Annotated in this window: 21 protein-coding genes and 1 other RNA gene; 9 read left to right on the top strand and 13 right to left on the bottom strand. The window is 66.3% G+C overall.

The annotated features are described in order from the left end of the window. Window positions 1-23: 23 nt before the first annotated feature. Both sufB and NYR58_RS00720 read right to left on the bottom strand, forming a co-directional pair. Window positions 24-1,550 (bottom strand): Fe-S cluster assembly protein SufB, encoded by a 1,527-nt coding sequence (gene sufB / locus NYR58_RS00725; RefSeq protein ID WP_261518476.1) that lies wholly within the window; start codon window positions 1,548-1,550, stop codon window positions 24-26. Between the two features lie 168 nt (window positions 1,551-1,718). Continuing rightward, window positions 1,719-2,879 carry a cysteine desulfurase family protein gene (locus NYR58_RS00720; protein WP_261518475.1) on the bottom strand — a complete coding sequence of 387 codons (1,161 nt, stop codon included), beginning with the start codon at window positions 2,877-2,879 and terminating at the stop codon, window positions 1,719-1,721. Window positions 2,880-3,099: 220 nt separating this feature from the next. On the opposite strand from NYR58_RS00720, the gene NYR58_RS00715 reads away from it, so the two are divergent. Together NYR58_RS00715 and tyrS are read left to right on the top strand one after the other, a co-directional pair. Continuing rightward, on the top strand, window positions 3,100-3,774 hold the full coding sequence (locus NYR58_RS00715; protein ID WP_261518474.1) for an alpha/beta hydrolase: 675 nt from the start codon (window positions 3,100-3,102) through the stop codon (window positions 3,772-3,774). A gap of 101 nt (window positions 3,775-3,875) precedes the next feature. Then, entirely contained in the window at window positions 3,876-5,129 is a 1,254-nt protein-coding gene (tyrS, locus tag NYR58_RS00710; protein WP_261518473.1) for a tyrosine--tRNA ligase, read from the top strand. 15 nt (window positions 5,130-5,144) lie between these two features. On the opposite strand, the gene NYR58_RS00705 is transcribed toward tyrS, so the two are convergent. Continuing rightward, window positions 5,145-5,930, bottom strand: a complete 786-nt coding sequence (locus NYR58_RS00705; RefSeq protein WP_261518472.1) for a GGDEF domain-containing protein — start codon at window positions 5,928-5,930, stop codon at window positions 5,145-5,147. Between the two features lie 109 nt (window positions 5,931-6,039). Next, window positions 6,040-6,972: a tRNA (adenosine(37)-N6)-dimethylallyltransferase MiaA gene (gene miaA, locus NYR58_RS00700; protein WP_261518471.1), complete on the bottom strand. Its 933-nt coding sequence runs from the start codon at window positions 6,970-6,972 to the stop codon at window positions 6,040-6,042. On the opposite strand from miaA, the gene serB reads away from it, so the two are divergent. Further along, entirely contained in the window at window positions 6,950-7,870 is a 921-nt protein-coding gene (serB, locus tag NYR58_RS00695; RefSeq protein WP_261518470.1) for a phosphoserine phosphatase SerB, read from the top strand. The genes miaA and serB overlap by 23 nt on opposite strands. A gap of 22 nt (window positions 7,871-7,892) precedes the next feature. On the opposite strand, the gene NYR58_RS00690 is transcribed toward serB, so the two are convergent. The 6 genes from NYR58_RS00690 to NYR58_RS00665 form a co-directional block, all read right to left on the bottom strand. Then, complete coding sequence (locus NYR58_RS00690) at window positions 7,893-9,452, bottom strand: Do family serine endopeptidase (RefSeq protein WP_378074549.1); 1,560 nt, start codon at window positions 9,450-9,452, stop codon at window positions 7,893-7,895. Between the two features lie 130 nt (window positions 9,453-9,582). Continuing rightward, on the bottom strand, window positions 9,583-9,768 hold the full coding sequence (locus NYR58_RS00685) for a DUF2065 domain-containing protein (RefSeq protein WP_261518469.1): 186 nt from the start codon (window positions 9,766-9,768) through the stop codon (window positions 9,583-9,585). A 50-nt stretch (window positions 9,769-9,818) separates the two neighbouring features. Continuing rightward, window positions 9,819-10,793: a protease modulator HflC gene (gene hflC, locus NYR58_RS00680; protein ID WP_261518468.1), complete on the bottom strand. Its 975-nt coding sequence runs from the start codon at window positions 10,791-10,793 to the stop codon at window positions 9,819-9,821. Next, window positions 10,793-11,920: an FtsH protease activity modulator HflK gene (gene hflK, locus NYR58_RS00675; RefSeq protein ID WP_261518467.1), complete on the bottom strand. Its 1,128-nt coding sequence runs from the start codon at window positions 11,918-11,920 to the stop codon at window positions 10,793-10,795. The genes hflC and hflK overlap by 1 nt, the downstream gene beginning before the upstream one ends. Window positions 11,921-12,001: 81 nt before the next feature. Further along, the gene (locus NYR58_RS00670; RefSeq protein ID WP_261518466.1) at window positions 12,002-12,541 is read right to left on the bottom strand and encodes a dihydrofolate reductase; all 540 of its coding nucleotides are present in this window, start codon (window positions 12,539-12,541) and stop codon (window positions 12,002-12,004) included. Window positions 12,542-12,579: 38 nt separating this feature from the next. Then, window positions 12,580-13,374 carry a thymidylate synthase gene (locus NYR58_RS00665; RefSeq protein WP_261518465.1) on the bottom strand — a complete coding sequence of 265 codons (795 nt, stop codon included), beginning with the start codon at window positions 13,372-13,374 and terminating at the stop codon, window positions 12,580-12,582. 151 nt (window positions 13,375-13,525) lie between these two features. Here NYR58_RS00665 and ssrA point away from each other — a divergent pair. Further along, window positions 13,526-13,893, top strand: a transfer-messenger RNA (tmRNA) gene (gene ssrA, locus NYR58_RS00660). Window positions 13,894-13,981: 88 nt separating this feature from the next. On the opposite strand, the gene NYR58_RS00655 is transcribed toward ssrA, so the two are convergent. Next, a complete protein-coding gene (locus NYR58_RS00655; RefSeq protein ID WP_261518464.1) occupies window positions 13,982-15,187 on the bottom strand; it encodes a multidrug effflux MFS transporter in 1,206 nt (401 codons plus the stop codon). 149 nt (window positions 15,188-15,336) lie between these two features. Between NYR58_RS00655 and NYR58_RS00650 the strand changes: the two genes are divergently transcribed. The 3 genes from NYR58_RS00650 (at window position 15,337) to NYR58_RS00640 (ending at window position 16,910) form a co-directional block, all read left to right on the top strand. Beyond that, entirely contained in the window at window positions 15,337-16,023 is a 687-nt protein-coding gene (locus NYR58_RS00650) for a TetR/AcrR family transcriptional regulator (RefSeq protein ID WP_261518463.1), read from the top strand. Window positions 16,024-16,136: 113 nt separating this feature from the next. Beyond that, window positions 16,137-16,673 carry an SspB family protein gene (locus tag NYR58_RS00645; RefSeq protein ID WP_261518462.1) on the top strand — a complete coding sequence of 179 codons (537 nt, stop codon included), beginning with the start codon at window positions 16,137-16,139 and terminating at the stop codon, window positions 16,671-16,673. Between the two features lie 6 nt (window positions 16,674-16,679). After that, window positions 16,680-16,910 carry a ribbon-helix-helix domain-containing protein gene (locus NYR58_RS00640; RefSeq protein WP_261518461.1) on the top strand — a complete coding sequence of 77 codons (231 nt, stop codon included), beginning with the start codon at window positions 16,680-16,682 and terminating at the stop codon, window positions 16,908-16,910. A gap of 116 nt (window positions 16,911-17,026) precedes the next feature. Here the strand turns inward: NYR58_RS00640 and NYR58_RS00635 are convergent, their stop codons facing one another. After that, window positions 17,027-20,755, bottom strand: coding sequence for an AsmA family protein (locus tag NYR58_RS00635; RefSeq protein WP_261518460.1), 3,729 nt, complete (start codon window positions 20,753-20,755; stop codon window positions 17,027-17,029). Window positions 20,756-20,883: 128 nt separating this feature from the next. Then, complete coding sequence (locus NYR58_RS00630) at window positions 20,884-22,305, bottom strand: FAD-binding oxidoreductase (protein WP_261518459.1); 1,422 nt, start codon at window positions 22,303-22,305, stop codon at window positions 20,884-20,886. Window positions 22,306-22,433: 128 nt separating this feature from the next. Between NYR58_RS00630 and NYR58_RS00625 the strand changes: the two genes are divergently transcribed. Then, window positions 22,434-22,910 carry a thioesterase family protein gene (locus NYR58_RS00625; protein WP_261518458.1) on the top strand — a complete coding sequence of 159 codons (477 nt, stop codon included), beginning with the start codon at window positions 22,434-22,436 and terminating at the stop codon, window positions 22,908-22,910. A gap of 6 nt (window positions 22,911-22,916) precedes the next feature. Then, window positions 22,917-24,551, top strand: a complete 1,635-nt coding sequence (locus tag NYR58_RS00620; RefSeq protein WP_261518457.1) for a chloride channel protein — start codon at window positions 22,917-22,919, stop codon at window positions 24,549-24,551. Window positions 24,552-24,652: the final 101 nt, after the last annotated feature.

Below are 24,652 nucleotides of genomic sequence, written 5' to 3'. Positions count from 1 at the left end.
TCTTCCCAAATCTCCGGGCCGGCTCAGCCGACCGAACCTTCAAGCGAAATACCGATGAGCTTCTGCGCCTCGACGGCGAACTCCATCGGCAGCTCCTGGATGACGTCCTTGACGAAGCCGTTGACGATCAGCGCGATCGCCTCCTCCTCCGGGATGCCGCGCTGCATCACGTAGAAGAGCTGGTCCTCGGAGATCTTGGAGGTCGTGGCCTCGTGCTCGAATTTGGCCGTGGCGTTCTTGGCCTCGATATAGGGCACGGTGTGCGCGCCGCATTCGTTGCCGATGAGCAGCGAATCGCACTGCGTGAAGTTGCGCGCATTGGTGGCCTTCCTGTGGGCGGAAACCTGGCCCCGATAGGTGTTGTTCGACTTGCCCGCCGAGATGCCCTTGGAGATGATGCGGCTCGACGTGTTCTTGCCGAGGTGGATCATCTTGGTTCCCGAGTCGATCTGCTGGTGCCCGTTGGACACCGCAATCGAGTAGAACTCGCCGCGCGAATTGTCGCCGCGCAGCAGGCAGGAGGGATATTTCCAGGTGATCGCAGAGCCGGTTTCGACCTGCGTCCAGGAGATCTTGGAATTCCTGCCACGGCAGTCGCCCCGCTTGGTCACGAAGTTGTAGATGCCACCCCTGCCTTCCGTATCGCCCGGATACCAGTTCTGAACCGTGGAATACTTGATCTCCGCATCGTCGAGCGCGATCAGCTCGACAACGGCGGCATGAAGCTGGTTCTCGTCGCGCTGCGGCGCGGTGCAGCCCTCCAGATAGGAGACGTAGGCGCCCTCCTCGGCGATGATGAGCGTGCGCTCGAACTGGCCGGTGTTCTTCTCGTTGATGCGGAAATAGGTGGATAGCTCCATCGGGCAGCGCACGCCCCTGGGCACGAAGACGAAGGAACCGTCGGTAAAGACCGCCGAGTTGAGCGTGGCATAGAAATTGTCCGTGGGAGGCACCACCGAGCCCAGATACTTGCGCACCAGCTCGGGATGCTCGCGAATCGCCTCCGAGATCGAGCAGAAGATGACGCCCGCCTTGGCCAGCTCCTTCTTGAATGTGGTCACCACGGAGACGGAATCGAACACCGCATCGACCGCCACCCGGCCCGACTGGTAGATATTGTCGCCTTCCCCAGCCCCGTCCACGGTGCTCGGCTCGCCGGCCGTGCGCACGCCGGCCAGAATTTCCTGTTCCTTCAGCGGAATGCCGAGCTTCTCGTAAGTGCGAAGCAGCTCCGGGTCCACCTCGTCGAGCGACTTCGGCCCGCTCTGGCTCTTGGGCGCGGCATAGTAGTGGATGTCCTGAAAGTCGATCTTGGGATAGGAGACGCGCGCCCAGGTGGGCTCATCCATGGTCAGCCAGCGCCGATAGGCGTTCAGCCGCCACTCCAGCATCCATTCCGGCTCGCCCTTCTTGGCTGAAATCAGGCGGATGATGTCCTCGTTCAGCCCCTTGGGCGCCTTGTCGCTTTCGATGAGCGTCTCGAAACCGTATTTGTACTGGTCCACGTCGATCTTGCGGACCTGCTCGATGGTCTCCTGCACAGCAGGCATCAGCGTTCTCCATCCTCGCCGGGTTCAAGGTCCGGCAGTTTTCCAACTCTGTTCGGCCTGCGCCTTATCTAATGTGCGAGCGCGCCGGTTTCACTGTGTTGTCCTGAAATATGTGTCTTTTACTCCATTTTTTCCAACCGCCAGCACAGGCCGGCCGCGCAAGCCGGCTCACGCGGCGGCACTCGTTGCCTTTCGTCTTGCCACCACCGCCTCCAGCGCTATGCCGAAGGCGGCAATCTCCTCGTCGCCGGTCGCCGGCCCGATCGACACGCGCAGCGCCCCCGCCGCGCTGCCGAAGCCCATCGCTTCCAGCACGTGGCTGGGTCCCACCTTGCCCGAGGAGCAGGCAGAACCTGCCGACAACGCAATCCCCGCAAGGTCGAAGGCGATCTGCGCCGTCTCCGCCTTCATGCCGGGGATCGAAAAGAACACGGTGTTGGGCAGGCGCGGTGCCTTGCCGCCGTGGATGACGGCATCGGGCACCTTGTCGCGGATAATGGCCTCCAGCCTTTCGCGCCGGGCGCGCACCGCCTCCATGTGCCCCAGGCCAGCCACAGCCTCGCGCGCGGCCGCGCCAAAACCCGCAATTGCCGCCACATTCTCGGTGCCGGCGCGGTGTCCCTTCTCCTGTCCGCCTCCCCTCACAAGGGCCGCAGGCATCATCAGATCGGTGGCGCCGACCAGCGCCCCCGCCCCCTTGGGACCGCCCATCTTGTGCGAGGAGAGAATGAGAAAATCCGCGGAGCACGCCGAAAGATCGAGCGAAATGCGCCCCGCTGCCTGCACGGCATCGAAAATCGCCACGCCGCCGGCCTGCTTTGCGAGACGGCCGATCTCCGCCATGGGCTGGATGACGCCGGTCTCGTTGTTGGCTGCGTGCATTGCGACAAGGGGCAGGCCCTGCACCCTGTCATGCGCCTCCAGGGCGCGCTTCAGGTCTGCGAGGTGCACCAGGCCGTTTTCGTCCACGCCGATCTTGATGACCCGCTCGGCGGGAAAGCGGCCGCCCGCCAGCAGGCAGGGGTGGTCCGCGGCGCAGACATAGGCGTGGGAGAAGACCAGCGGCGCCCGCCCCATGGTCCATTCCGGCGTCAGCAGCATCGAAGCCGCCTCGGTGGCGCCGGAGGTGAAGACCACATGCTCGGCCCGCCCGCCGACCAGAGCGGCAACATCGCGGCGCGCCTCCTCCACGATGCGGCGGGCAGCACGGCCTTCCGCGTGCACGGAGGACGGGTTGGCCGCCGAAAGCGCCTGCAGCATCGCCTCCCGCGCCGCCGGCAGCAGCGGCGCCGTGGCGTTATGGTCGAGATAGATGCGCTTGGCCGCCATGTCCGTCCATCATGCCATTCGCCGCATTTCCGGCCGAGATGGCGTTATTTCCTTGAATTCGCAAGGCCAGCCGTCCTATCTACCCGGCTTGCCGGGGCGGCAGCGCCGCCCAGTTTTGAACAATTCTAAACTTGCTTGTATGGAGGCGTGGGCGCCGCGTCAAGACCTGCCTGCGATTCGATTGTGTAGAGAAACGGGGCTGCGCCAAGGTGGAGTGAAAATGCCCGAGGTAATCTTTTCCGGTCCTGCCGGCCGTCTGGAAGGCCGCTATCAGCCATCGAAGGAAAAAAACGCGCCGATTGCGCTGTTCCTGCACCCGCATCCGCAATTCGGCGGCACGATGAACAACAAGATCATCTATGATCTGTTCTACATGTTCCTGAGCCGCGGGTTCACCACACTGCGCTTCAACTTCCGCGGCATCGGCCGCAGCCAGGGCGCCTTCGACCACGGCACGGGCGAGCTTTCGGACGCCGCCTCGGCGCTCGACTGGGTGCAGTCGCTTCACCCCGATTCCAAGAGCTGCTGGGTGGTGGGCTACTCGTTCGGCGCCTGGATCGGCATGCAGCTTCTCATGCGCCGCCCGGAGATCGAGGGTTTCATCTCCATCTCCCCGCAACCCAACATTTACGATTTTTCCTTCCTCGCGCCCTGCCCCTCCTCCGGCCTCATCATCCATGGCGGCGCCGACCGCGTCGCCCCTCCGGCCGATGTGCAGACGCTGGTGGACAAGCTGCAGGCGCAGAAGGGCATCACGATCACCCAGAAGACGATCCCCGAGGCCAATCACTTCTATACCAACCTCACGGATGTCCTGATCGAGGAATGCGCCGACTATCTCGACCGGCGGCTGCGGGGCGAGCTGGCCGAGGCGCGGCCGAAGCGCATCCGCTGATTCCCTGCCCGGCCCCGCGCTTGTGTGGGCCGGGACAGTGGTGCTAAACGCCGCATCGACGTCCATCCTCGAAAAGTCCCACCGACGGGATTGCTGAAGCAATGGCCAAGTTCAAGTCCGACTTCCTGCGCGTGCTCGACGAGCGCGGCTTCATCCAGCAGACCTCCGACGACCAGGCTCTGGACGAGCTGTTCTCGCAAGAGACGGTGACGGCCTATATCGGCTACGATCCGACGGCGGCGAGCCTGCATGTGGGTCACCTCACGCAGACCATGATGCTCCACTGGCTGCAGAAGACCGGACATCGGCCGATTGTCCTCATGGGCGGCGGCACGGGCATGATCGGCGATCCCTCCTTCAAGGACGAGGCACGCAAGCTGCTCACACCCGAGAGCATCGAGGAAAACCTCGCCGGACTGAAGAGATCCTTCGACCGCTATCTGAAGTTCGGGGATGGCGCGACCGACGCCGTCATGGTCAACAATGCCGACTGGCTTCTCGACCTCAACTATATCTCCTTCCTGCGCGATGTTGGCCGACATTTCTCCGTCAACCGGATGCTGTCATTCGACTCGGTAAGGCTCAGGCTTGAGCGGGAGCAATCGCTCTCTTTCCTTGAATTCAACTACATGATCCTGCAGGCCTATGATTTCGTGGAGCTCAACCGGCGCTATGGCTGCCGCCTGCAAATGGGCGGCTCCGATCAGTGGGGCAACATCGTCAACGGCATTGATCTCGGCCACCGCATGGGCACGTCCCGGCTTTTCGGACTCACCTCCAGGTTGCTGACGACCGCCTCCGGCGCCAAGATGGGCAAGACAGCCGCAGGGGCCGTCTGGCTCAATGCGGAGATGCTGAGCCCCTACGACTTCTGGCAGTTCTGGCGCAACACCGAGGATGCGGATGTCGGCCGCTTCCTCAAGCTCTACACCACCTTGCCGCTGGACGAGATCGCGCGGCTGGAGGCGCTCGGCGGCGCCGAGATCAACGAGGCAAAGAAGGTGCTTGCCACCGAAGTCACCGCCATGCTGCATGGCCGCGAAGCGGCGGAGGAGGCTGCGGAGACCGCGCGCAAGACTTTCGAGGAAGGGGCGCTTGCCGACAGCCTGCCGACCACCCTTGTGGAGAAGGCCGAGCTTGACGAGGGAATCGGTCTTCTCGCGCTGTTCGTCAAAGCGGGCCTTGCAGGCTCCAACGGCGAGGCACGTCGGCACGTGCAGGGCGGCGCCGTGCGCATAAACGACCGGCCGGTGGACGATGCCCGCCGCATGGTCTCCACCGCTGACCTGACCGCCGAAGGTGTCGTCAAGCTGTCTCTCGGCAAGAAGAAGCACGTTCTCGTCCGCCCGCAATAGGGCGGCGGGCGGGCCTTACGCGCAGACGCGATTGCGCCCCAGGCGCTTGGCCTCGTAAAGCATCCTGTCGGCGCGGCGGTAGAACTCGTCCACCGTCTCCTTGCCGTCCCACACCGCCAGTCCGAGGCTGGTGGTGACCTTCAGCCGCGCGGGGCCGGCATCCACCGTCAGGGCCGAAACCGCCCGGCGGATGCGTTCGGCCAGCTTCACCAGCGCATCCTGATTCATGTTCGGCGCGACGATGGCAAACTCCTCGCCGCCCAGCCGCGCCACCACATCGTGATAGCGGGTCAGGTCCTTCAGACAATCGGCCACCCGGCGCAGCACCTCATCGCCCACATCATGGCCATAGGTGTCGTTCACCTGCTTGAAGTGATCGAGATCGAGCACCATCAGCCCGACAGGTTTTTCGATACGGCCGAACTCCAGCAGATATTCGCGCAGCGCATCGTCGAAGAAGCGGCGGTTCTGCGTGCCCGTCAGGGGATCGGTCAGCGCGGCGTGCTGCAGCGATTTCGAGCGGGCCGACAGCGATTCCGTCATCGCCCTGAGCTTGCCCTCCTCCCGCACTTGGGTGCGGATGAGCGGATAGATGAAGAACAGCCCGAAGATGATCGCGACCGAAAGAAGCGCGCCGCTGGTCAGCAAGAGCCGTGCAAAGTCGATCGTGTGGGCCGCATCCTGGGCAACACGCGGAACAGCCCGGGTCTGCATGCCGTAGGCGAAGAACAGCAGCACGCCGGCGCTCAAAACCAGAGCGATGAAAACGAAAAAGGCCGACTCCGCTTTGTGAAGACGCATACCCACCCCGTTGCGCGCACTCGGCGGCATTCTGGCAGGCCGCGCCTTACGTGAGGTTAACCGGCAGGTGCGAATTCGCTGAAAATGGCGTTTTTGCGAGCCGGTCGCCTTATGCGGGCACGCGCTTCCAGTCCGCGCCGAGCTGGTGGCGAAACCACGTCATCTGCCGCTTGGCATATTGGCGGGTTGCCGCCTTGGCGCGTCGCGCGGCCTCCTCCAGGCTGATGTCTCCGCCCAGTGCCGCCGCCAGCTCGCGCACGCCGATAGCCTTCATGGCAGGCATGGAACGCGGCAGGTCGAGACTGAGAAGCGCTTTCACCTCCTCCAACGCGCCCTGCGCCACCATCTGCTCGAACCGCTGGTCGATGCGTTTGGCAAGCGCGCCGCGGTCGGGCTCGAGCACCAGCTTCTCGGCGGACGCGCTGTCCACAAGCGGCCGGGAGCGCATCGCCTGCCAGTGTCCGATGGGTTTTCCCGAGGCTTCCAGCACCTCCAGCGCCCGCACGATGCGCTGGCCATCGCCAGGCCGGATGCGCGCCGCCGCCTGTGTGTCGAGCTCCTGAAGCACCGCATGCAGGGCTGCGGCCCCTTCCGCCTCCAGCCGCTGGCGCCAGCGCCTGCGCACCGCCGGCGGTATGTCGGGCATGGGCGAAAGCCCCTCGACAAGCGCGCGGAAGTAGAGCCCCGTGCCGCCCACGAAGATGGCCTGCCGGTTCCTCAGCGCCCCGCTGTCGATCAAAGCCTCGACGTCGCGCAGCCACGCGCCGGTGGAATAGGCCGCGCCCGGAGGCACATGGCCGTAGAGCCGATGCGGCGCGGCGGCCAGCTCCCGCGGTCCGGGCCTGGCCGTCAGCAGTGACAGGACGGAATAGACCTGCATGGAATCGGCGTTCACGATCACCCCGTCCATGCTTCGCGCAAGGTCGAGCGCACGTGCCGACTTGCCGCTCGCCGTGGGGCCGGCTATCAGAACTGCACCTTTCAGCACATTTCCAAGGCCGGCTGCAACGGACCCTCCCATGACGCTTGTCGCAACGCTCATCTCCCATCCCGAGGCCAGCGCACTGGACTTCTCCACGGCGAATAGGACAAGCCAGGCCCTCGGCGCAAGCGCCATCGAATGGCTTGCCCCCGGCATCGCCTGCGACCTGTTTCTGCCGGCCGGACGCGATGCGCGGGCGGCAGAACAGGCCGCCCGCTCGGCGCTTCAGGGGCTGCCGGTGGACGTTGCCGTGCAGCCCGTGGCGGGCCGCAGGAAAAAGCTGCTGATCGCCGACATGGACTCCACCATGATCGAGCAGGAATGCATCGACGAGCTGGCCGACGAGCTGGGCATCGGCCAGGCCGTCGCGGACATCACCGCGCGCGCCATGAACGGCGAGATCGCCTTCGAGCCCGCCCTGCGCGAGCGCGTGGCGCTTCTGGAGGGGTTGGAACTGGCGGTCGTCGAGAGGGTGATCGAGGGCCGCATCACGCTGGCCCCCGGCGGGCGCACCTTGCTTGCCACCATGAATGCCGCCGGCGCCTACAGCGCACTCGTCTCCGGCGGCTTCGACGTCTTTACCGCCCGCGTCGCCGCCGAGCTCGGCTTCCACGAGCACCAGGCCAACCGCCTGGAGACCCGCGAAGGCCGACTTACCGGGCGGGTGGCGGAGCCCATTCTCGGTCGCCAGGCCAAGGTCGACGCCCTGCGCGGCATCGCCGCGCGGCTGCGGCTCGGCCTCGACCAGACGATGGCCGTGGGCGACGGCGCCAACGATCTCGGCATGCTCGGTCTCGCCGGCGCCGGCGTGGCGCTTCACGCCAAGCCCTCCGTCGCCGCCCAGGCCGGCATCCGCATCGACCATGGCGACCTGACGGCCCTGCTCTATCTGCAGGGCTACCGGCGCGAGGAGTTCGTGGGCACGGAACGGGAAGGCGAGAGACGGTTGCAGCGATAGTTGCGCGCCGCAGGTTTCGCCCTCAGTTCATCCGCAACGTCACGAATCGCAATTCGCCCGACGGCGATGCAAGCATGAGAAGCGCATTCTTGCGCCCCTGCGCCTGCAGATCCTCGATCTGATCGAGCACGTCCTGAGGGCTGGAGACCGATTGCAGGGCGATCTCGACGATGACGTCGCCCGCCTCCACGCCCTGCTCGGCAGCGACTGAGCCCTCCTCCACCTCCGAGACCAGGACACCGCTCACATCCTCGCCGATGTCGAAGCGTTCCCGCCCCTCCTCGTCGAGTTCCGTCACCGTCATGCCCAGCACCCTGGCGGAGGAAACGGGCGCCACTTCCTCCTCGTCCTCCCCCTCGCCCGTGGCCACCGCCTCCGCCTCTTCCAGGCGCCCGAGCGTGACCTGAACGGTCATCCGTTCGCCCTTGCGCAGAATCTCCACATCCGCCGGCTCGCCCACTGGGCTTTCGGCAACGATGCGCCTCAGCTCCCGCACGTCTTCGATCTTCCTGCCGTTGAATCCGACGATGATGTCGCCCGCCTGCAGCGCCCCGTTGTCGGCCGGTCCGTCCTTCTCGATGCCACTGATGAGCACGCCCGAGGCTTCCGCCAGCCCCAGGCTTTCGGCAATCTCCTCCGTCACCGGCTGGATGCGCACGCCGAGCCAGCCACGCCGCGTCTCTCCAAACTCGCGAAGCTGCTGGACGACATTCACCGCCAGATTCGACGGGATGGCGAAGCCGATGCCGATGGAGCCTCCCGTCGGCGAAATGATGGCGGTGTTGATGCCGATCACCTCGCCATCCATGTTGAACAGCGGCCCGCCGGAATTGCCGCGGTTGATGGCGGCGTCGGTCTGGATGTAGTCGTCATAGGGGCCGGAGCCGATCTGCCGGTTGCGCGCCGAGACGATTCCGATGGTCACCGAACCGCCGAAGCCGAAGGGGTTTCCGATGGCCATCACCCAGTCGCCGATGCGCATCGCCTCCGAATCGCCGAAGCGCACTTCGGCCAGCGTCTCGCCTTCCGTGTCCACCTGAAGCACGGCAATGTCCGTCTTGGTGTCCACGCCTATGAGCTGCGCCGTGCGCATCTGCCCGTCGGCGAAATTGGCGATGATCTCGTCTGCGCCGGCAATCACGTGGTTGTTGGTGACGATGATTCCCTCTTCGCCGTCGATCACGAAGCCGGAGCCGAGCGAGGCGCCGGGATTGGGGATCTGAGGCTGGCTTTCCTGGTCGCGGAAGAACTCCTCGAAATACTCCTCGAAGGGCGAGCCCTCGGGAATCTGCGGCATCGGCACGCGGCCGCGGCGGGCGGAGTTCTGCGTGGTGGAAATGTTGACCACGGCTTCCAGCAGCCGCTCGGCCATGTCGGCCACCGAAGCCGGACCGCGCATGCGCGGCGTGGCCGGCGCCTCCTGCGCATCCGGGGTGAGCGGGCTCTCCGTGCTTGGCGGCAGCGGCACGTCCGGCCCCGGGGTCTGCGCCGTGCCGGCCGCTGGCATCAGCACGATGACGGCGGCAAGGGCCACCGCCAGGGGCAAGCGGCGCGAAGCGCGGAGCGGTATCGGTGAAGGCATCAGGCAATCTCCCGCTGGATGGCCGAAGCCATACGATCAGGCGCGAATGAGGCGTGTTTGCGACGAGATATACCCTTAAAGGAGGGCCCTGCCAGCCCGTGTTGCCTCACGCCGCACGCAAAAAAACGTGTCACCCGCGCACCAGCCAGACGATCAGGACGCCGGCTGCCATCACGGCAAGACCGATGCCGCGCATCGTGCTTTCCGGCATGTGGATGATATCCGCCGCCATGCGCTTGGCAACGCCGGGCAACCCGCCATAAAGCAGGCCCTCGAACACCAGAAGAAGGCCGAAGGCGGCGAGGAAGTCGCTCATCGCGCCTGCCCACATTGCGCCGCCGCCTTCATGCGTTCCATGGAGCGTGCCTATTCTGCCGTTTCACGCAACGGGCCGCCCTCGGCTCCGCCGTTCACGGAGCCGGTCAGCGGACCACCATTCTCCTCGATAAGCGGCCCCGGTCTCTGGCCATCGGAATTGCCGAAGAAGCGGAAGAACTCGGTATCCGGGCTCAGGAGCATGGTGGTTCCCGAGGGATCGAGCGCCTGCCGGTAGGCTGCCATCGAGCGGTAGAACTCGAAGAACTCCTCGTCGCGCTGGAAGGCGTTGGCGAACACGGCGTTGCGTTCGGCCTCGCCTTCACCACGCAGGATCTCCGCCTCGCGCTGCGCAGCAGCCAGGATCTCCACCACCTCGCGGTCGGCGCGGGCACGGATGCGGGCAGCCGCCTCGCGGCCACGGGCACGCAGCCTTTCGGCTTCGGCCAGGCGCTCAGCCTTCATGCGATCATAGGTCTGCTGCGAGACCTCCGCCGTCAGATCGGTGCGGCGAATGCGCACATCCTGGATCGAAAGGCCGAGCGAAGCAGCCGCCGGGCGCAACTCCTCGGCCACCTCGCGCATCATCGAGGTGCGTTCCTCCGAGAGTGCAGCCTCAAAGCCGCGCAAGCCGTAGACGCGCCGCAACGCCGCATCGAGGCGGGTCCGCAGCCGCTGCTCGGCCAGCGACAGACTGCCCGAGACCGTCTGGCGGAACAGGCGCGGATCGTTGATCGCATAGGCGACGAAAGCGTCCACTTCGTAGAACTTGCCGCCAGAGACCTGCACACGGATGTCGTCTAGGTCGAAGCGCAGAACGCGATCCTCGATGAGCTGCACATTGTCGGCGCCGGCGAAGGCGAAGGGCAGCTTGAAGTAGAGGCCCGGCTCGGTCTCGACCTTCACGATCTCGCCGAAGCGCAAAACGATGGCCTGTTGGCGCTCGTTGACCACGAAGATCGACGAATAGACCAGGAACAGCGCAAGGATGACGAGAACGACGATAAAGGGAAGACGGTTCGACATCAGTTATTTCCCCCTTGCGCCTGGCCGCTCTGCAGGGCGCTGCCCGGCGCCGAGCTGCGCTGCGGGCTGCCGCGCAGCTCGGGCAACGGCAGATAGGGAATAACACCCTGGCCGCCGCCCTGCCCGACGATCACCTTGTTGGAACCGCGCAGCACCTCTTCCATGGTTTCCAGGAACAGGCGCTTGCGCGTCACGTCAGGCGCCTTGGCATATTCTTCGTAGACGGAGATGAAGCGCTGCGCCTCACCTTCCGCCTCCTGCACGATACGGTTCTTATAGGCGGCGGCCGCCTCGCGGATCTGCGCCGCCTCGCCGCGTGCCTGACCGAGCTGCTGGTTGGCGTACTGGTTTGCTTCCTCGACGAAGCGGTCCTCGTCCTGTTCGGCGCGCTGCACCTCGTCGAAGGCGTCGGCCACCTCCCGCGGCGGCGCGGCATCCTCGATCGACAGCGCGTTGATGGCCAAACCAGCCCCATATTCCTCCAAGGTGCTCTGGATGATGGCGCGCACATCCTCGGCGATGCCTTGGCGGTCGTCGCGGAAGACATCCTGCGCCGGGCGCCGGCCCACCACCTCGCGCATGGCGCTTTCGGAAACCTGCCGCAGCGTGCCGTCGGGATCGTCCACGTTGAAGAGATAGGCGATCGGGTCGGCCACCTGATAGGCGACGGAGAATTTCACGTCGACGATGTTCTGGTCACCCGAAAGCATGAGCCCAGAGGAACCGCCGCTGCGCACCTCGCCGATGTCCATCAGCCGCTCGGCGACCGAAGTCTTCTCCACCGTCTCGACCGGCCACCAGTGGAAATGCAGGCCCGGCTCGGAAAGCTCGGGCTTGGGCTTGCCGAAGCGCAGCTCCACGGCCAGTTCGTCCGGCTGCACCGTGTAGACGGCCTTGAAGAGCCAAAGTCCCAGAAGCGCCAGCACGACAAGGCCGAGAATGGCCGGGCTCGGGCCGCCACCGCCCGGCAGCGCCCGCCTCAGCCTGTCCTGTCCGCGCCGGATGATTTCTTCAAGATCGGGCGGTGTGCCCTGGGGGCCGCTCGGGCCGCGAGGCCCCTGGTCCCAAGGTCCACCGCTGTTGCCGCTGCCCCAAGGGCCGCCGCCGCTTTGATTGTTCCAGGGCATTCCTGTTCCTTTTCCTTGAGCGCGCCAGCCTTGCTGCCGGCGTTCCCCTGCGACCTGTTATAGGGAGCGCGACGCGCCCTTTCAACGCGATGCCGCCGCGCCGGAGGGCGCCGGGGCACTCCCATCCTGTCCGCGCCGTTGGTAGACGACATAGCGCGTCGGGTAAATGTCCTTTTCGCCGGTGCCGACAGCTTCGCTTGAGACAACACGCCACGTGCCGGGGTCAATCTCGGGAAACACCGTTTCCCCCTCCACATCCGCATCGACATGGGTGACATGGAGCACTTCGGCCTGCGGCAACGCCTGGCGATAGATCTCCCCGCCGCCGATGACGCAGGTTTCGGCAGCGTCCTGCCGCCCTGCCGCCTCCAGCGCCTCTTCGAGCGACCGTGTGACCACCGCGCCTTCGGCGCGATAGGCCGGGTCGCGGGTGACGACGATGTTGAGACGCCCCGGCAGCGGGCGACCGATGCTCTCCCAAGTCTTTCGGCCCATCACCACCGGCTTTCCCATGGTCAGCGCCTTGAATCGCTTCAGGTCGGTGGAAAGCCGCCAGGGCAGGCCGCCCTTGGCTCCGATCACGCCATTTCTTGCAATCGCAACGACGAAAACGATCTTCATGATGCACAACACCCTTCCCGGTCCGCGAAAGGCGGACCTCACACCGCGATCGGCGCCCGGATCGTCGGGTCTGCCACATAGCCCTCCAGCCGGAAATCCTCATAGCGGAAGGCAAAGAGATCGCGCACCGCGGGGTTGATCCACATCGTCGGCAAGGGTTTGGGCGTGCGCGAAAGCTGCTCGCGCGCCTGCTCGAAATGATTGTGATAGAGATGCGCGTCACCCAGCGTGTGGACGAAATCGCCGGCCTTGAGACCCGTCACCTGCGCGATCATCATCGTCAGAAGGGCGTAGGAGGCGATGTTGAAGGGCACGCCCAGAAAGATGTCGGCTGAGCGCTGGTAAAGCTGGCAGGAAAGCCGCCCCTCCGCCACATGGAACTGGAACAGGCAGTGACAGGGCGGCAGCGCCATCCTGTCCACCTCGGCCGGGTTCCAGGCCGTCACCACATGACGCCGCGAATGAGGATTGTTCCGCAGCCCGTTGAGAAGATTCGCGATCTGGTCGATCTGTCTGCCGTCGGGCGCCGGCCAGGAGCGCCACTGCGCGCCGTAGACCGGGCCGAGGTCGCCATTCTCGTCCGCCCACTCGTCCCAGATGGTCACGCCGTTCTCGTTGAGATAGCGGATGTTGGTATCGCCCTTCAGGAACCAGAGGAGCTCATGGATGATGGACTTGAGATGCAGCTTCTTGGTGGTCAGCACGGGAAAGCCGGCCGCCAGGTCGAAGCGCATCTGGTAGCCGAAGACGCTCCGCGTGCCGGTGCCCGTGCGGTCGTCCCGGTCGACGCCGTTTTCCAGCACATGGGCGAGCAGATCCAGATATTGACGCATCGAGGGCAGCACCGATTCGACGTTTTTGACACGCCCATATTAGGGCGAAGCGCGGGCTTGCGGAACGGCTGCTTCCTTTCTCCCAAAGGCATTTCGCTTCGGCGTTGCCGCACCGATGCCGGTGAAAAATGATGCCTCCAGCCGGCCGCCGGCCCTTCCAATGCCGCATTTGCCCCTTTATATAGGGGGCGTCAGCCTTGAGCTGACTATGGCGATAAACGGCCGATGCAATAAGCCCATCGGACCCGGGGGCAGTGCCCGGCGCCTCCACCAGAAACCGCCGGCCGGCGATACCAAGGGCGGCTTCTGATGGGGGCGAAACAGGATCGACGAGGGTGTAAAGATCGGACTTTCGCCCGGCATGGTACCACCGTTATCGGACCGAACCTAATAGTTGCCAACGACAACTATGCGGAAGCCCGTCTCGCTGCGTAAGCGGCGCGACAGCTTCAATTCAAGCCTCAGGCCGTCGCAGGCCTGAGCGGGGTTCGGAGGCACCTGGCAACAGAAGCCTCCACTTTCCCCCCTGCTCCATTTCCCTTCCTGAAATGGCCGGCGCGCCCGGCCAAGGGTTCCGGGCTGCGGCGGATGTGCCGCGCAGCAGGGCCTATTCCGCGGCCTGCGGTGCGGCCCTGCCGGCGCGCCCCAGCGTCATCTGCGTAAGCGCCAGGGCTATCACGGCGCAGGCGGCGATGGCGGTCACCATCGGCAGCGGCGAACCGTCGAAGAACAGCCCGGAAACCGCCATGGAGCCCGCACCGGTGGCGAAATGCAGCGTGCCCATCAGTGCGGAGGCCGAGCCGGCGATCTCGCCGTGGTCGTCCATCGCCAGCACGGACGTGGTGGGGATGACGAGGCCGAGAAACCCGTAGCCCACGAACAGCAGTGCAGCCAGAACCGCAAGGGACTGGAAGCCCGCCGCCATCACCGCCAGCAGCGTCACCATCGCCGTGGCGAAGCCGGCAACGGCGACGCGCACCACGCGCCGCAGGCCGAAACGCTGCGACAGCGGTCCCGTGAGCTGCGACATGGTGAAGAAGGCCACCGCATTGATCGAAAAGAAAACGCTGTAGAGCGACGGCGACAGGCCATAGTGGCCGATCAGCACGAAGGAGGAGGATGCCAGATAGACGAAGAAGCTGGCAACGCCGAAGCCGCCGATCAGGGAAAGACCCAGGAATCTGGCATTGCCCATGAGCAAACGATAGGCAAGCAGCGCGCTGCCGAGAGAGCTTGCGGCGCGCAGATGGCGCGGGCGCGTCTCCTCAAGCGCCGTGGCCAACAGCACGGCCGCAACCGCTGCCGCGCCCGTGACCGCCCAGAACACGGCACGCCAGCCGAAAGCCTCGATGATGAGGCTGCCGGTCAGCGGCGCCAGAATGGGCGAGATCGAGAAGACGAGCATGAGAAGCGACATCAGCCGCGCCGCCTCCACACCCGTGTGCAGGTCGCGCACCACGGCGCGCGGAACCACCATGCCCGCCGAGGCACCCAGCCCTTGGATGAACCGGAAGGCGATCAGCCACTCGACACTGGCGGCGAGCGCCGATCCCACGCTGCCGGCCACGAACAGCACAAGGCCCAGATAGAGCGGCGCCTTGCGGCCGATCATGTCGGATATGGGGCCGACCACGATCTGCCCGAGGCCCATCGAAAGAAAGAACACCAGCAGGCTCATCTGCACCGCCGCGGTGCCGGCGCCCAGATCGGCACCGATCGACGGCAGGGCGGGAAGATACATGTCGATGGCGAAGGGGCCGACGGCGGTCAGCAATCCCAGCACGACGGCTGTGCGGAAAAGGGCAGGATTCATGGCGTCGTCTTTCCAGAAAGGTGTCCGTATGAGGGCGTATTGCTACGACGCTGCGCACGGGAAAAATCCGACGCCGGCGCCCCTCCGAGTTTTGCCCAATTTTTTAGACATCCTTGTCTAATTCGTCAATCGCGATTATATCCTGTGTCATGGAATCCAACATGTCTCCTGACAGGTTCCCGTTAAGGGGCCACACGGCAAAGCGGCAGTCGATCCTCGACGCCGCGGCGGCCGTGTTTTGCCGCGAAGGCTTTGCCGGCGCCAATATCGACTTGGTGGCGGCGGAGGCCGGGGTGGCCCGTCAGACCGTCTACAACCACCATGGCGACAAGGAGAAGCTCTTCGCCGCCGTCGTAAACGACATCACCGAGCGCTGCAATGCGCGCGCCTTCTCCGTGCTGAGCACCTTTCCCGACAATCCAAAGGATCTGGAGGCGGAGCTAACCGTCTTCGCCATGCGGCTCAACAAGGGTTTCATCATGGGGCGCGAAGGCCGCTTTCTGGCCAAGCTGATCCATGCCGAAGGCGAGCGTCATCCCGAGCTTTTCGAGGCCTGGCGCCGGGACGGTCCCGGGCGCGTCTGGTCGGCATTGGCCGCCCGCTTTGCGCGGCTGGCCTTTGCGGGCCATCTCGACATCGACGATCCCGACCTCGCGGCGCGCCAGTTCATGGCGCTCGTCAATGTCGATCTGCACATCCCCTGGCTGTTCGGCGAGACGCCGAACGACGAAGAGCTGTCGGCGAGTGCCGCGCGCGCCGTGCGCACCTTCCTGCGCGCCTATGGCCGCAAGCGGGAGGACGCCAATGCGACCCTGGAAGAAGCCCAATCCGCCTGACGGCCATTTTCCGTCTTGAACCAGCGCCCTTTATCCGGTTTACGAACCGTGCCAAGCTTGGCTGCCGCCAGGCGATACGATCGCTGTAGGATTTGAGGACATCTGCCACACCCATGCCCGACGACCGCATCCGCTACGACATTCTTGTCCAGGAGGCCGCCCGCGGCGTCATGCGCAAGGTTCTGCAGGAGACGGCAAGCGCCGGCCTGCCCGGCAACCATCACTTTTTCATCACCTTCAGGACCGATGCGCCGGGCGTTCGCATCTCCAGCCGCCTGAAGGAACGCTATCCCGAACAGATGACCATCGTCATTCAGTACCAGTACTGGGATCTGAGGGTGAGCGAGAAGGGTTTCGAGGTGGTTCTCTCCTTCGCGGATGTGCCAGAGAAGCTGGAGATCCCCTTCTCCGCCGTACGCGGCTTTTATGACCCCTCGGCCAATTTCGAGATGGAGTTCGACGACCTGAAACCGGAATCCGAGACCGGTGAGACCCCTCCCCAGGAAGAGGAGATCCCGCAACCCTCTGCTGCCGGGGAGAAGAACGCCGCCGAGGCGGACAACGCCGGCAAGGACGATGAAAAGCAGGCGGACAAGGCGGAGACGAAGGGTGCCGACGTCGTTTCCCTCGACGCCTTCCGCAAGAAATAGTCGGCCATGCCGGGCCCCCGGAAGCGCTCGGTGACCATCCGCGGCCATCGCACCAGCTTCTCGCTGGAAGCCCCGTTCCACGACGAGCTCGAGCGGCTGGCGCGGCTGCGCGGTCTGACTGCCGCCGCGCTGATTGCCGAGATTGACGCGGCGCGCCCGCGCGACACCAACCTCTCCTCCGCCCTCCGGGTCTATGTGCTCGAAGCCCTGAAGCAGGAAGCCTCCCGCCAATCCTAGGTCATTTTGCAGCCAGATGGAATCATCTGGAGTCGCACAAATGCAGCAAAAACAGATAGATGGACCGGATCAGCGTTTCAATGAAACGATGAACCGGTCCAGGCCCGGAGCGCGCCCTATCGGGGCCCCAGGAGCTCCATGAGCTTCTCGACGGTCAACCCCTCGATGTCGAGCGCCGGCTCTTCGCCCGTGCGGTCTTCCTCGGGCGCGGGGGCGGGCGGCGGCAGCGGCCGCTGCTCGATCGTGTCGTCCGCGCCGCCCTCCTGCGGCGCGGCTTCCTCTTCCGCTGCCTGCCGCACAGCCTCTTCCCGGCGCCTCTGCGCCTCGGCTTCCAGCGCCCGGCGCAGGCGCTCCGCCTCGCGCTCCAGGCGCACCCGTTCGAACTCCCGGGCGGCCCGCTCTGCCTGAATGGCTTCGAAATGGCGTACCTCCCGGCGCAGGCGCTGGGCTTCGAGCAGCAATGCCTGCATGTGCTCCACCCGTGCCTGCTCTCGCTCCAGCGCCCTCTGGGTGAGAAACTGCACAAGCGGCTCCAGGTCGAGATCGAGCGCCGCCTCGCCGGGCCGGCCCTGCACGGCGAAGCGCACGGTCGGCTCGGAACCCGCCATCGCCTCGCGCCCGGCTTCGTAGGTCAGGCTTCCCGAGGCGGAGACGGTACGCGCGCCGAGATCGGCGGCCAGCTCCACGCTCACCTGCGCGCCTTCGGTCTCAAGCCGCACGGGCGGCGTTCGCGCCACCCCGCTGGCGACGGTAAAGGCAAGCTCCGCATCTTCCGCCCGGAAGCGGCCGGCGCGCACGAGCGCCGGGGCGAAGGCGGCGACCTGCTCGGCCGAAATGTCGACGCCCAGCGCGTCGGCCCGCGCCAGGATCGGCGGCAGCGCATGAGGGTCGAAGGCGTCGATTTCGAGCCCACGCAACGCCGCCGAACCGGAGCCGGCAAGGGTGGCCGCCATGGCGTTCACCGTCTTGCCATTGGAGGTCACGCTGGCGCTGAGGTCGGCGCGCCCGGCAATTCCCGCGCTCGGCAGCAGCTCGGCAAGCTGCACATCGCGCAGCGAGAACTGGGCGTTGAGAAGACCGCTGCCTTGGTTGTTGGCGAGGCTGGCAATACCCTCGATCCTGCCTCCGAAGATCTGCGCCTGAAGGCCGGAGACGGAAAGCCCCTCCGGGTCGAGCGACAGCCGCAGCGAGGCTTGTTCCGCCGTCGCCACCTCGCCGAGCCAGAGCGTTTGCGCCGACAGATCGACATCGGCGAAGAACGGCGCGCGCATCGCCTGCTCGAAGGGCGTGTCCGGCCACGGCTCGCCTCCCTCGAAGGCCGTGCTGCCCACCACCATCTCCGCCGCCGGGCGCAGGTCCAGCGCCTCCAGATCGAGCGATCCGGTGAGGCGCGGCACGCCATCCACCAGACTCGCGTTGAGATCGCCGCTGATGGCGCTGTCGGCAATGCTGCCGGCAAGGCCGTTGAGCACGGTCAGCCCCCCGCCGTAGTCGATTTCGGCGGACAGGCTGGCAGGCAGCCCATAGCCGAAACCGGGCAGCGAGATGCCGGCGGCGGCCAGCCACGGCTCCAAGTCCTGCGCCTCGATGCTGGCATTGCCGTGCAGCGCGATGCCGTCGTCCCGTTGCGCCACATCGCCGCGGAAGCGGACCGAAAGCCCCTCGCCCCAGAAGCCGAAGGCCGTCTGCAACCCCTGGTCGGTCCGGCCCGTGGCCGAAAGCTCCACTTCCGCTCCGCCCGCCAGGCCGAGGGGAAGCGCCGGCAGGCCGAATAACGCATAGAGCGCTGCCGCCTCGTCGTTGCGCGCCGAGAAGTTGGTGGTCAGCCGCGCGCTCGTCGCGGCCTCGGGCGTCCCTTCGGCGGAGAGGGAGAGGCTGAATGCGGTGCCTCCCGCCTCGCCCTCCGCGCTCACGGCAAGCCCGGTGGTCCCGTCACCGGCGACCGCGCTCGCCACGAGGTCCACCTCCGCCTCCTCCAGAAGGCCGGGATATTGCGCGGCCCGTCGGTCGAGCGCCGCAAGCAGCCGGTTCTCCGGCAGATGCTCCGCCAGAAGCCGCACCAGGGGTGCGAGGTCAACCGCCACCACGGTTGCGTCCACACGCCCCACCGGCGCTGCCTCCTCCAGGCCGTCTACGCGCCCGGTGGCGCTGATGTTCGCCTGTGCAAGGCCGCTGATGGTCAGCCGGTCGATTTCCAGCGCGTCGCCGCGCAGGCGCAACGCCGCGTCGAGCCTTTCCGCCTCCAGCCCTTCCGCCAGCACCGGCCCGGCCCGTATTTCCAGATCGACGTCGTGGTTCTGCAGCCGGGTGCGGCCCGCATCGTCGACGAAGATCGAGGCAAAGGCGCGCATTCCCTCCAGGTCGAGGCGGCCGCCGTCCAGCGCGACCTCCAGCGAAGGGCGCGCCTCCGCAGGGCTTTTCCGGTCGACGGAGCCGTAAAAGCGGGCTTCCCCCAGGATGAGCTCCAGATTGTCGAAGCGCTGGCGCTCGGCCGTCAGCTCCACGTCGGCGCTGAAACCGGCGGCCGGCAGCCGCCGGATCGCCTCGTCGACATCGCGGGCCAGCCAGGCGGCGAATCCCGAAGGCTGCCCCACCGCCAACAGCATGTTGCCGGTAAAGGCGGCCTGCCCTGCGGTAGACAGGAGCCCCTCCCCCTCGAAGCGCGTACGCCCCGGCAGGGTGGCAGCCAGCGAGCCGATGTTCCACCCCTCTTCCACCGGCTCGGCACGGATGCTGATGTCGCGGACCGTCGTGTCCCCGACCACGATCGCCGGCAGATTGACGGCGATGGTGCCGGGAATGGCCGGCTTCGGCAGACCGGCAACGAAGGCGGTGAGCGCGGCCAGCCGCTCGTCCGCCGAAAGGCCTGCGGCACCACCCTCCTCCGCCGCCTCGCCAAGGCGTATCTGCGCGCCATCGGCGGTGATCGAGAAGGAAGGTTCGCTGCCGAGTTCGACCATCGCCTGTCCCTCGGCGCGGTAGGGGTCGTCCACCGGCCCGGTCTCGAAGCGGAATTCATCGACGGCCAGGCGCTGATGATCGAGGCTGAAGCTGCCGGAGATGCGGTTTCCCGGATCGGCCGTCTTGTCCTCCCCTTCCGCCGTTTCGGCCACCGTGCGCAGGCGGAAGGTGCCGGCGTACCGTCCCGCGCCGTCGATCACACGCGCCTCGCCGTCGGTTTCCAGCGCGAGGGGGTAGGCGTGCGGCTCGGCACGGAGGCGAACCCGCATGGCACCGTCCCCTCCCCTCGTTCCGGTCGAGGCGGAAAGGTTTAGCAGAATGCCCTCCACGGCAAGCGAGCCGTTCACCCGCCACGGGCCGGCCAGCGTGCGGGCCGAAAGCTCCACGTCGATGTTGTCGAGCGTGACGATGCGTCCGCTCGCCCTCTGGTGAACGGTGACGCGGCCATCGGTGATTGTCACCTTCTCCAGCGTCACCTGGCGCGGGTCGAAGGGCGAGGAAGGCCGCACCGCCCAGTCGATGCGGCCCGTGGGGCCGATTTCGAGATTGGCGCGCGGACGCACCAGCCGCATGTCGAAGATCAGCAGCTCGCCGGAGAGGAAGGGCGCCAGCTCGGCGTCCATGGAAAACTCCTCCACCGTCATGGCAATCTCGCCCGGCTCCTCGCCGGCCACCACGACATCGGTGAAGGTGACGGAGGGAAAGGGCAGAAGGCGCGCCCGCGCGGTGCCCTGCACCTGCACGTCGCGACCGAGGACGCGGCCGGCCTCACGCTCGAAATCGCCGCGATAGTTCGTCCAATCGATGAAATAGGGTGCCACCAGCGCCGCCGTCAGCAGCAGCACCACGAGCCCGCCGACAATAACGAACAGCCGCGCCAGCATTCACCTCCACCCCTTGCAGGGCCTTGTTGCGATTTCACCCGCCCCGGCAGGCCAGTGGCCCGGCAGGCCGCGCGCCATGCCGATGGGCAGATAGCACCTTTGCCATGCTCAGAGCCACATACCGACCGTCAGCCGCTGGCCGGGTCGATGATTTTCCCCGGATTCATGATGTTGAGCGGGTCAAGCGCCTTTTTGATGGCACGCATCATGTCCACCCCCGCCGTGCCGTGTTCCTCCTCCAGATACCGCATCTTGCCCTGCCCGATGCCGTGCTCGCCGGTACATGTGCCTTCCATGGCGAGAGCACGCCGGTTGAGCCGCCCCACGAATCGCTCCGCGCGCGCCACCTCCTCGCTATCGTCCATGTCCATGAGCACGGTGACGTGGAAGTTCCCGTCTCCCACATGGCCGACGATCGGGGCGACAAGCCCCGTTTCGGCGATGTCGGCCTCCGTCTCCACGATGCACTCGGCAAGCCGGGAAATGGGCACGCACACATCCGTCGCCAGCCCTTTGGTGCCCGGCCGCAGCGTAAAGCCGGCCCAGTAGAAATCGTGCCGTGCCTTCCACAGTCTCTGCCGCGCCTCCGCCTCGCGCGCCCAGTTGAAGGGGCCGCCGGAAAACTCCTCGGCAATCTCGCCGAACATCTCGGCCTGTTCGGCCACGCTGGCCTCGGTGCCGTGAAACTCCAGGAAAAGGCAGGGACTGTCGGGATAGCCGAGGCCCGAATAGCGGTTGATGGCCTGCATCCCGAGCGCATTGACGAGCTCCATGCGCGCCACCGGAATGCCCATCTGGATGGTGGCGATGACCGCCTGGCAAGCCGCCTCGACGCTCGGGAACGGGCATATCCCGCCGGAGATCGCCTGCGGGATGCCGTGAAGCCTGAGCGTCAGTTCGCAGATCACGCCGAGCGTCCCTTCCGAGCCGACGAGAAGCCGGGTAAGGTCGTAGCCGGCCGAGGATTTGCGCGCCCGCCGCGCTGTCCTGACCACCCGCCCGTCCGCCATCACCGCCGTCAGCGACAGCACGTTTTCGCGCATCGTGCCGTAGCGCACCGCATTGGTGCCCGAGGCACGGGTGGCCGCCATGCCGCCGAGACTGGCATTGGCGCCGGGGTCGATGGGGAAGAAGAGGCCCGTGTCGCGCAGATGATGGTTGAGCTCCTCGCGCGTAATCCCCGGCTCGACCGTGCAGTCGAGGTCCTCCTGTCGGACGGCGAGCACACGGTTCATGCGCCCCATGTCGAGGCAAAGCCCCCCTGCCGGCGCGTTGACGTGGCCTTCCAGCGACGATCCTGCCCCGAAGGGAATGACCGGCACGCGATGCTCCGCGCAGAGGCGCACCGCCTCCTGCACCTCCGCGATGCTTTCGGGGAAGAACACGCCATCCGGTGCCTGGGTCGGAATGTAGGTGGTGGTGTGGCCGTGCTGCTCGCGCACGGCATGTCCCGTCTGCAGGCGCTCGCCGAAGCGTGCCCGCAGATGTTCCAGAACGCGCGCCACCGCGTCCCTGTCGCGTTCCTGACCGGCTTTCGCCCCCACGGCCATGTGTTTTCTCCCTGAATTCGCCTGCCGCTCTTGTGGAGCAAAACGCTTTTCGTTTCTATCCCTTCAGTCTCCAGCTAATTGTCGCATTGTCCAGTGTCGACAGCGGCGACGACGAAGGAGGAGGGCCCATGGGCGAACCGCATGTGTCGCATGTCTTCGAGATCGAGCAGGGCTGGATCGACTACAACGGCCACATGAACATGGCTTACTATCCGCTGCTCTTCGACCGCGCGCTGGACGAGGTGTCCGGGTATCTCGGCATGGGGCCGGACTATGCCGCCACGCGCCGGCTGACCACCTACACCGCCGAGATCCACCTGTGCTATGTGCGCGAACTCCGCCCGGGCGACCGGGTGACCGTCGCGACCAGGCTTCTCGACCACGACGAGAAGCGGCTGCATTCCTATCAGGAGATCCATCATCTGGACGGCTGGCTTTCAGCCACCTGCGAAACCCTCACCCTGCATGTGGACATGAGCGGGCCGAAGGTCGCCCCCTTCCCGCCCGACGTGATGGAGCGTGTCGAGCGGATGGCCGCCGCACATGCCGGCCTGCCGGCGCCTCAGCGGGCGGGGCGCGCTATCGCCATCCGCCGCCGGACCTGACGGACGATGACGCCGCGAAATCTCGCCCGGCTTCCACGCATCGTGGCTTCCTGGGTGAAGCCCAATTTGCATGCCTTTCTGGAAACGCGCCAGCCTCTCGCCTGGTTGCTCGCCCTGGTGCTCGGCGTCGCGGTGGCGGCTGCCGCAATCCTCTTCCGCGAGCTGATCGGGATCTTCCAGCTTCCCTGGCTCGGCACGCGCTCTGAGCGCGTCTATTCCACCGCCGCCACGCTACCCTGGTACTGGGTCATGGCCGGCCCGGTGGTAGGCGGTCTTCTGGTGGGTCTGCTTCTCACGCGGCTCAAGGCGCGGCGCACCGGCGCAGTGGCCGACGTCATCGAGGCGCGTGCGCTGGCGGGGCGCAGCCTTCCGCTGCGCGACGGCCTGCTTTCGGCCTTCACCACCGCGCTCTCGCTGGGCGCTGGCGGCAGCGCCGGGCGCGAGGGGCCGGTGGTGCATCTGGGCGCGGTTCTGGCTGCGGCGGTCACCCGTTACGCCAACCTTCCCGAGTGGTGCAACCGCACCCTGCTGGGCGCCGGGGTGGCAAGCGCCATTGCCGCCTCCTTCAACGCGCCCATCGCCGGCGTGCTCTTCGCCCATGAGGTGATCCTCGGCCACTATGCGATGCGCTCCTTCGTGCCCATCGTCATCGCCTCGACGGCCGGTGGCGTGGCTTCGCGGTTGTGGTTCGGCGATGCCGCTGCCTTTCTCGTGCCGCACTATGCCATTACCTCGTTTTGGGAGTTTCCCGCCTTCGCGCTGCTGGGCGTCACGGCGGCCGTCGTCGCCATTCTGTTCCAGTTCGCGCTGTTCGCCGCCGAGTTCGTGGCGCGCGGCATCGCCATTCCGCTGTGGCTGCAGCCGGTGGCGGGCGGCGTTCTCGTCGGTGCCATTGCGCTTGCCTTCCCGCAGGTTCTGGGCGTGGGCTACGAGGTCACGGACATGGCGCTGTGGCAGCGGCTGCCGCTTCTTACCATGCTGGCCCTTCTGGTGGTGAAGACGGCGGCCACGGCGATCACGCTCGCCGCCCGTTTCGGCGGCGGCATCTTCTCGCCGGCGCTCTATCTGGGCGCACTCACCGGCGGCTCCTTCGGCGTCATCGCCGCGTCGGTCTTCCCCGACATGGCATCGAGCGGCGGGCTCTACGCCATTCTCGGCATGGGGGCGGTGGCCGGTGCCGTGCTCGGCGCCCCGATCTCCACCACGGTCATCGTCTTCGAGCTGACAGGCGGTTACACGCTGTCCATCGCCCTGCTGCTCACCGTCGCCGTCGCCCACGGCATCACCCAGGCCCTTCACGGCCGCTCGTGGTTTCACTGGCAGCTTGAGATGCGCGGCCTCTTCATCCACGAGGGGCCGCACCGCGCCGCCGGTCACATCACCCGCGTGCGCGACTTCATGGAGCCGCTGGAAGACGGCGCGCAGCCCGAATCCCATGACCCGCAGGAAGGACCACCCGCCTTGCGACCCGGCGACACGCTGGAGGCTGCGCTGCGCGCCTTCGACAAGGGCGGCCACACGCGGCTGCCCGTCGTGGACCCGCAGGATTCGACGCGCATCGTCGCCTGGGCCTCCCATATCGGCGCCCTGCGCGCCTTCAACAGAGCGCTCGTGCAGCTCAGCGAAGAAGAACACCGCTGAACGTGCGCGCCCGCCGGGCGCTTTTGCACAGCTTGTCGCCCCGCGCGCCTTGCGGCCCGCCCGTAGGGTTTCACAATTCCCCCGTCTGCGCACTGATTCGC

This window comes from Chelativorans intermedius (assembly GCF_025398255.1).
In the GTDB taxonomy this organism is placed as follows: domain Bacteria; phylum Pseudomonadota; class Alphaproteobacteria; order Rhizobiales; family Rhizobiaceae; genus Chelativorans; species Chelativorans intermedius.
The sequence above is the reverse complement of the archived record's forward strand: the minus strand, read 5'-3'. Positions and strand labels throughout refer to the sequence as shown.

What these genes read in the sequence shown, in the direction of transcription:
- sufB (WP_261518476.1), bottom strand. Translation starts at nt 1,550, where the DNA reads ATGCCTGCTGTGCAGGAGACCATCGAGCAGGTCCGCAAGATCGACGTG.
- NYR58_RS00720 (WP_261518475.1), bottom strand. Translation starts at nt 2,879, where the DNA reads ATGGCGGCCAAGCGCATCTATCTCGACCATAACGCCACGGCGCCGCTG.
- NYR58_RS00715 (WP_261518474.1), top strand. Translation starts at nt 3,100, where the DNA reads ATGCCCGAGGTAATCTTTTCCGGTCCTGCCGGCCGTCTGGAAGGCCGC.
- tyrS (WP_261518473.1), top strand. Translation starts at nt 3,876, where the DNA reads ATGGCCAAGTTCAAGTCCGACTTCCTGCGCGTGCTCGACGAGCGCGGC.
- NYR58_RS00705 (WP_261518472.1), bottom strand. Translation starts at nt 5,930, where the DNA reads ATGCGTCTTCACAAAGCGGAGTCGGCCTTTTTCGTTTTCATCGCTCTG.
- serB (WP_261518470.1), top strand. Translation starts at nt 6,950, where the DNA reads ATGACGCTTGTCGCAACGCTCATCTCCCATCCCGAGGCCAGCGCACTG.
- miaA (WP_261518471.1), bottom strand. Translation starts at nt 6,972, where the DNA reads ATGAGCGTTGCGACAAGCGTCATGGGAGGGTCCGTTGCAGCCGGCCTT.
- NYR58_RS00690 (WP_378074549.1), bottom strand. Translation starts at nt 9,452, where the DNA reads ATGCCTTCACCGATACCGCTCCGCGCTTCGCGCCGCTTGCCCCTGGCG.
- NYR58_RS00685 (WP_261518469.1), bottom strand. Translation starts at nt 9,768, where the DNA reads ATGAGCGACTTCCTCGCCGCCTTCGGCCTTCTTCTGGTGTTCGAGGGC.
- hflC (WP_261518468.1), bottom strand. Translation starts at nt 10,793, where the DNA reads ATGTCGAACCGTCTTCCCTTTATCGTCGTTCTCGTCATCCTTGCGCTG.
- hflK (WP_261518467.1), bottom strand. Translation starts at nt 11,920, where the DNA reads ATGCCCTGGAACAATCAAAGCGGCGGCGGCCCTTGGGGCAGCGGCAAC.
- NYR58_RS00670 (WP_261518466.1), bottom strand. Translation starts at nt 12,541, where the DNA reads ATGAAGATCGTTTTCGTCGTTGCGATTGCAAGAAATGGCGTGATCGGA.
- NYR58_RS00665 (WP_261518465.1), bottom strand. Translation starts at nt 13,374, where the DNA reads ATGCGTCAATATCTGGATCTGCTCGCCCATGTGCTGGAAAACGGCGTC.
- NYR58_RS00655 (WP_261518464.1), bottom strand. Translation starts at nt 15,187, where the DNA reads ATGAATCCTGCCCTTTTCCGCACAGCCGTCGTGCTGGGATTGCTGACC.
- NYR58_RS00650 (WP_261518463.1), top strand. Translation starts at nt 15,337, where the DNA reads ATGGAATCCAACATGTCTCCTGACAGGTTCCCGTTAAGGGGCCACACG.
- NYR58_RS00645 (WP_261518462.1), top strand. Translation starts at nt 16,137, where the DNA reads ATGCCCGACGACCGCATCCGCTACGACATTCTTGTCCAGGAGGCCGCC.
- NYR58_RS00640 (WP_261518461.1), top strand. Translation starts at nt 16,680, where the DNA reads ATGCCGGGCCCCCGGAAGCGCTCGGTGACCATCCGCGGCCATCGCACC.
- NYR58_RS00635 (WP_261518460.1), bottom strand. Translation starts at nt 20,755, where the DNA reads ATGCTGGCGCGGCTGTTCGTTATTGTCGGCGGGCTCGTGGTGCTGCTG.
- NYR58_RS00630 (WP_261518459.1), bottom strand. Translation starts at nt 22,305, where the DNA reads ATGGCCGTGGGGGCGAAAGCCGGTCAGGAACGCGACAGGGACGCGGTG.
- NYR58_RS00625 (WP_261518458.1), top strand. Translation starts at nt 22,434, where the DNA reads ATGGGCGAACCGCATGTGTCGCATGTCTTCGAGATCGAGCAGGGCTGG.
- NYR58_RS00620 (WP_261518457.1), top strand. Translation starts at nt 22,917, where the DNA reads ATGACGCCGCGAAATCTCGCCCGGCTTCCACGCATCGTGGCTTCCTGG.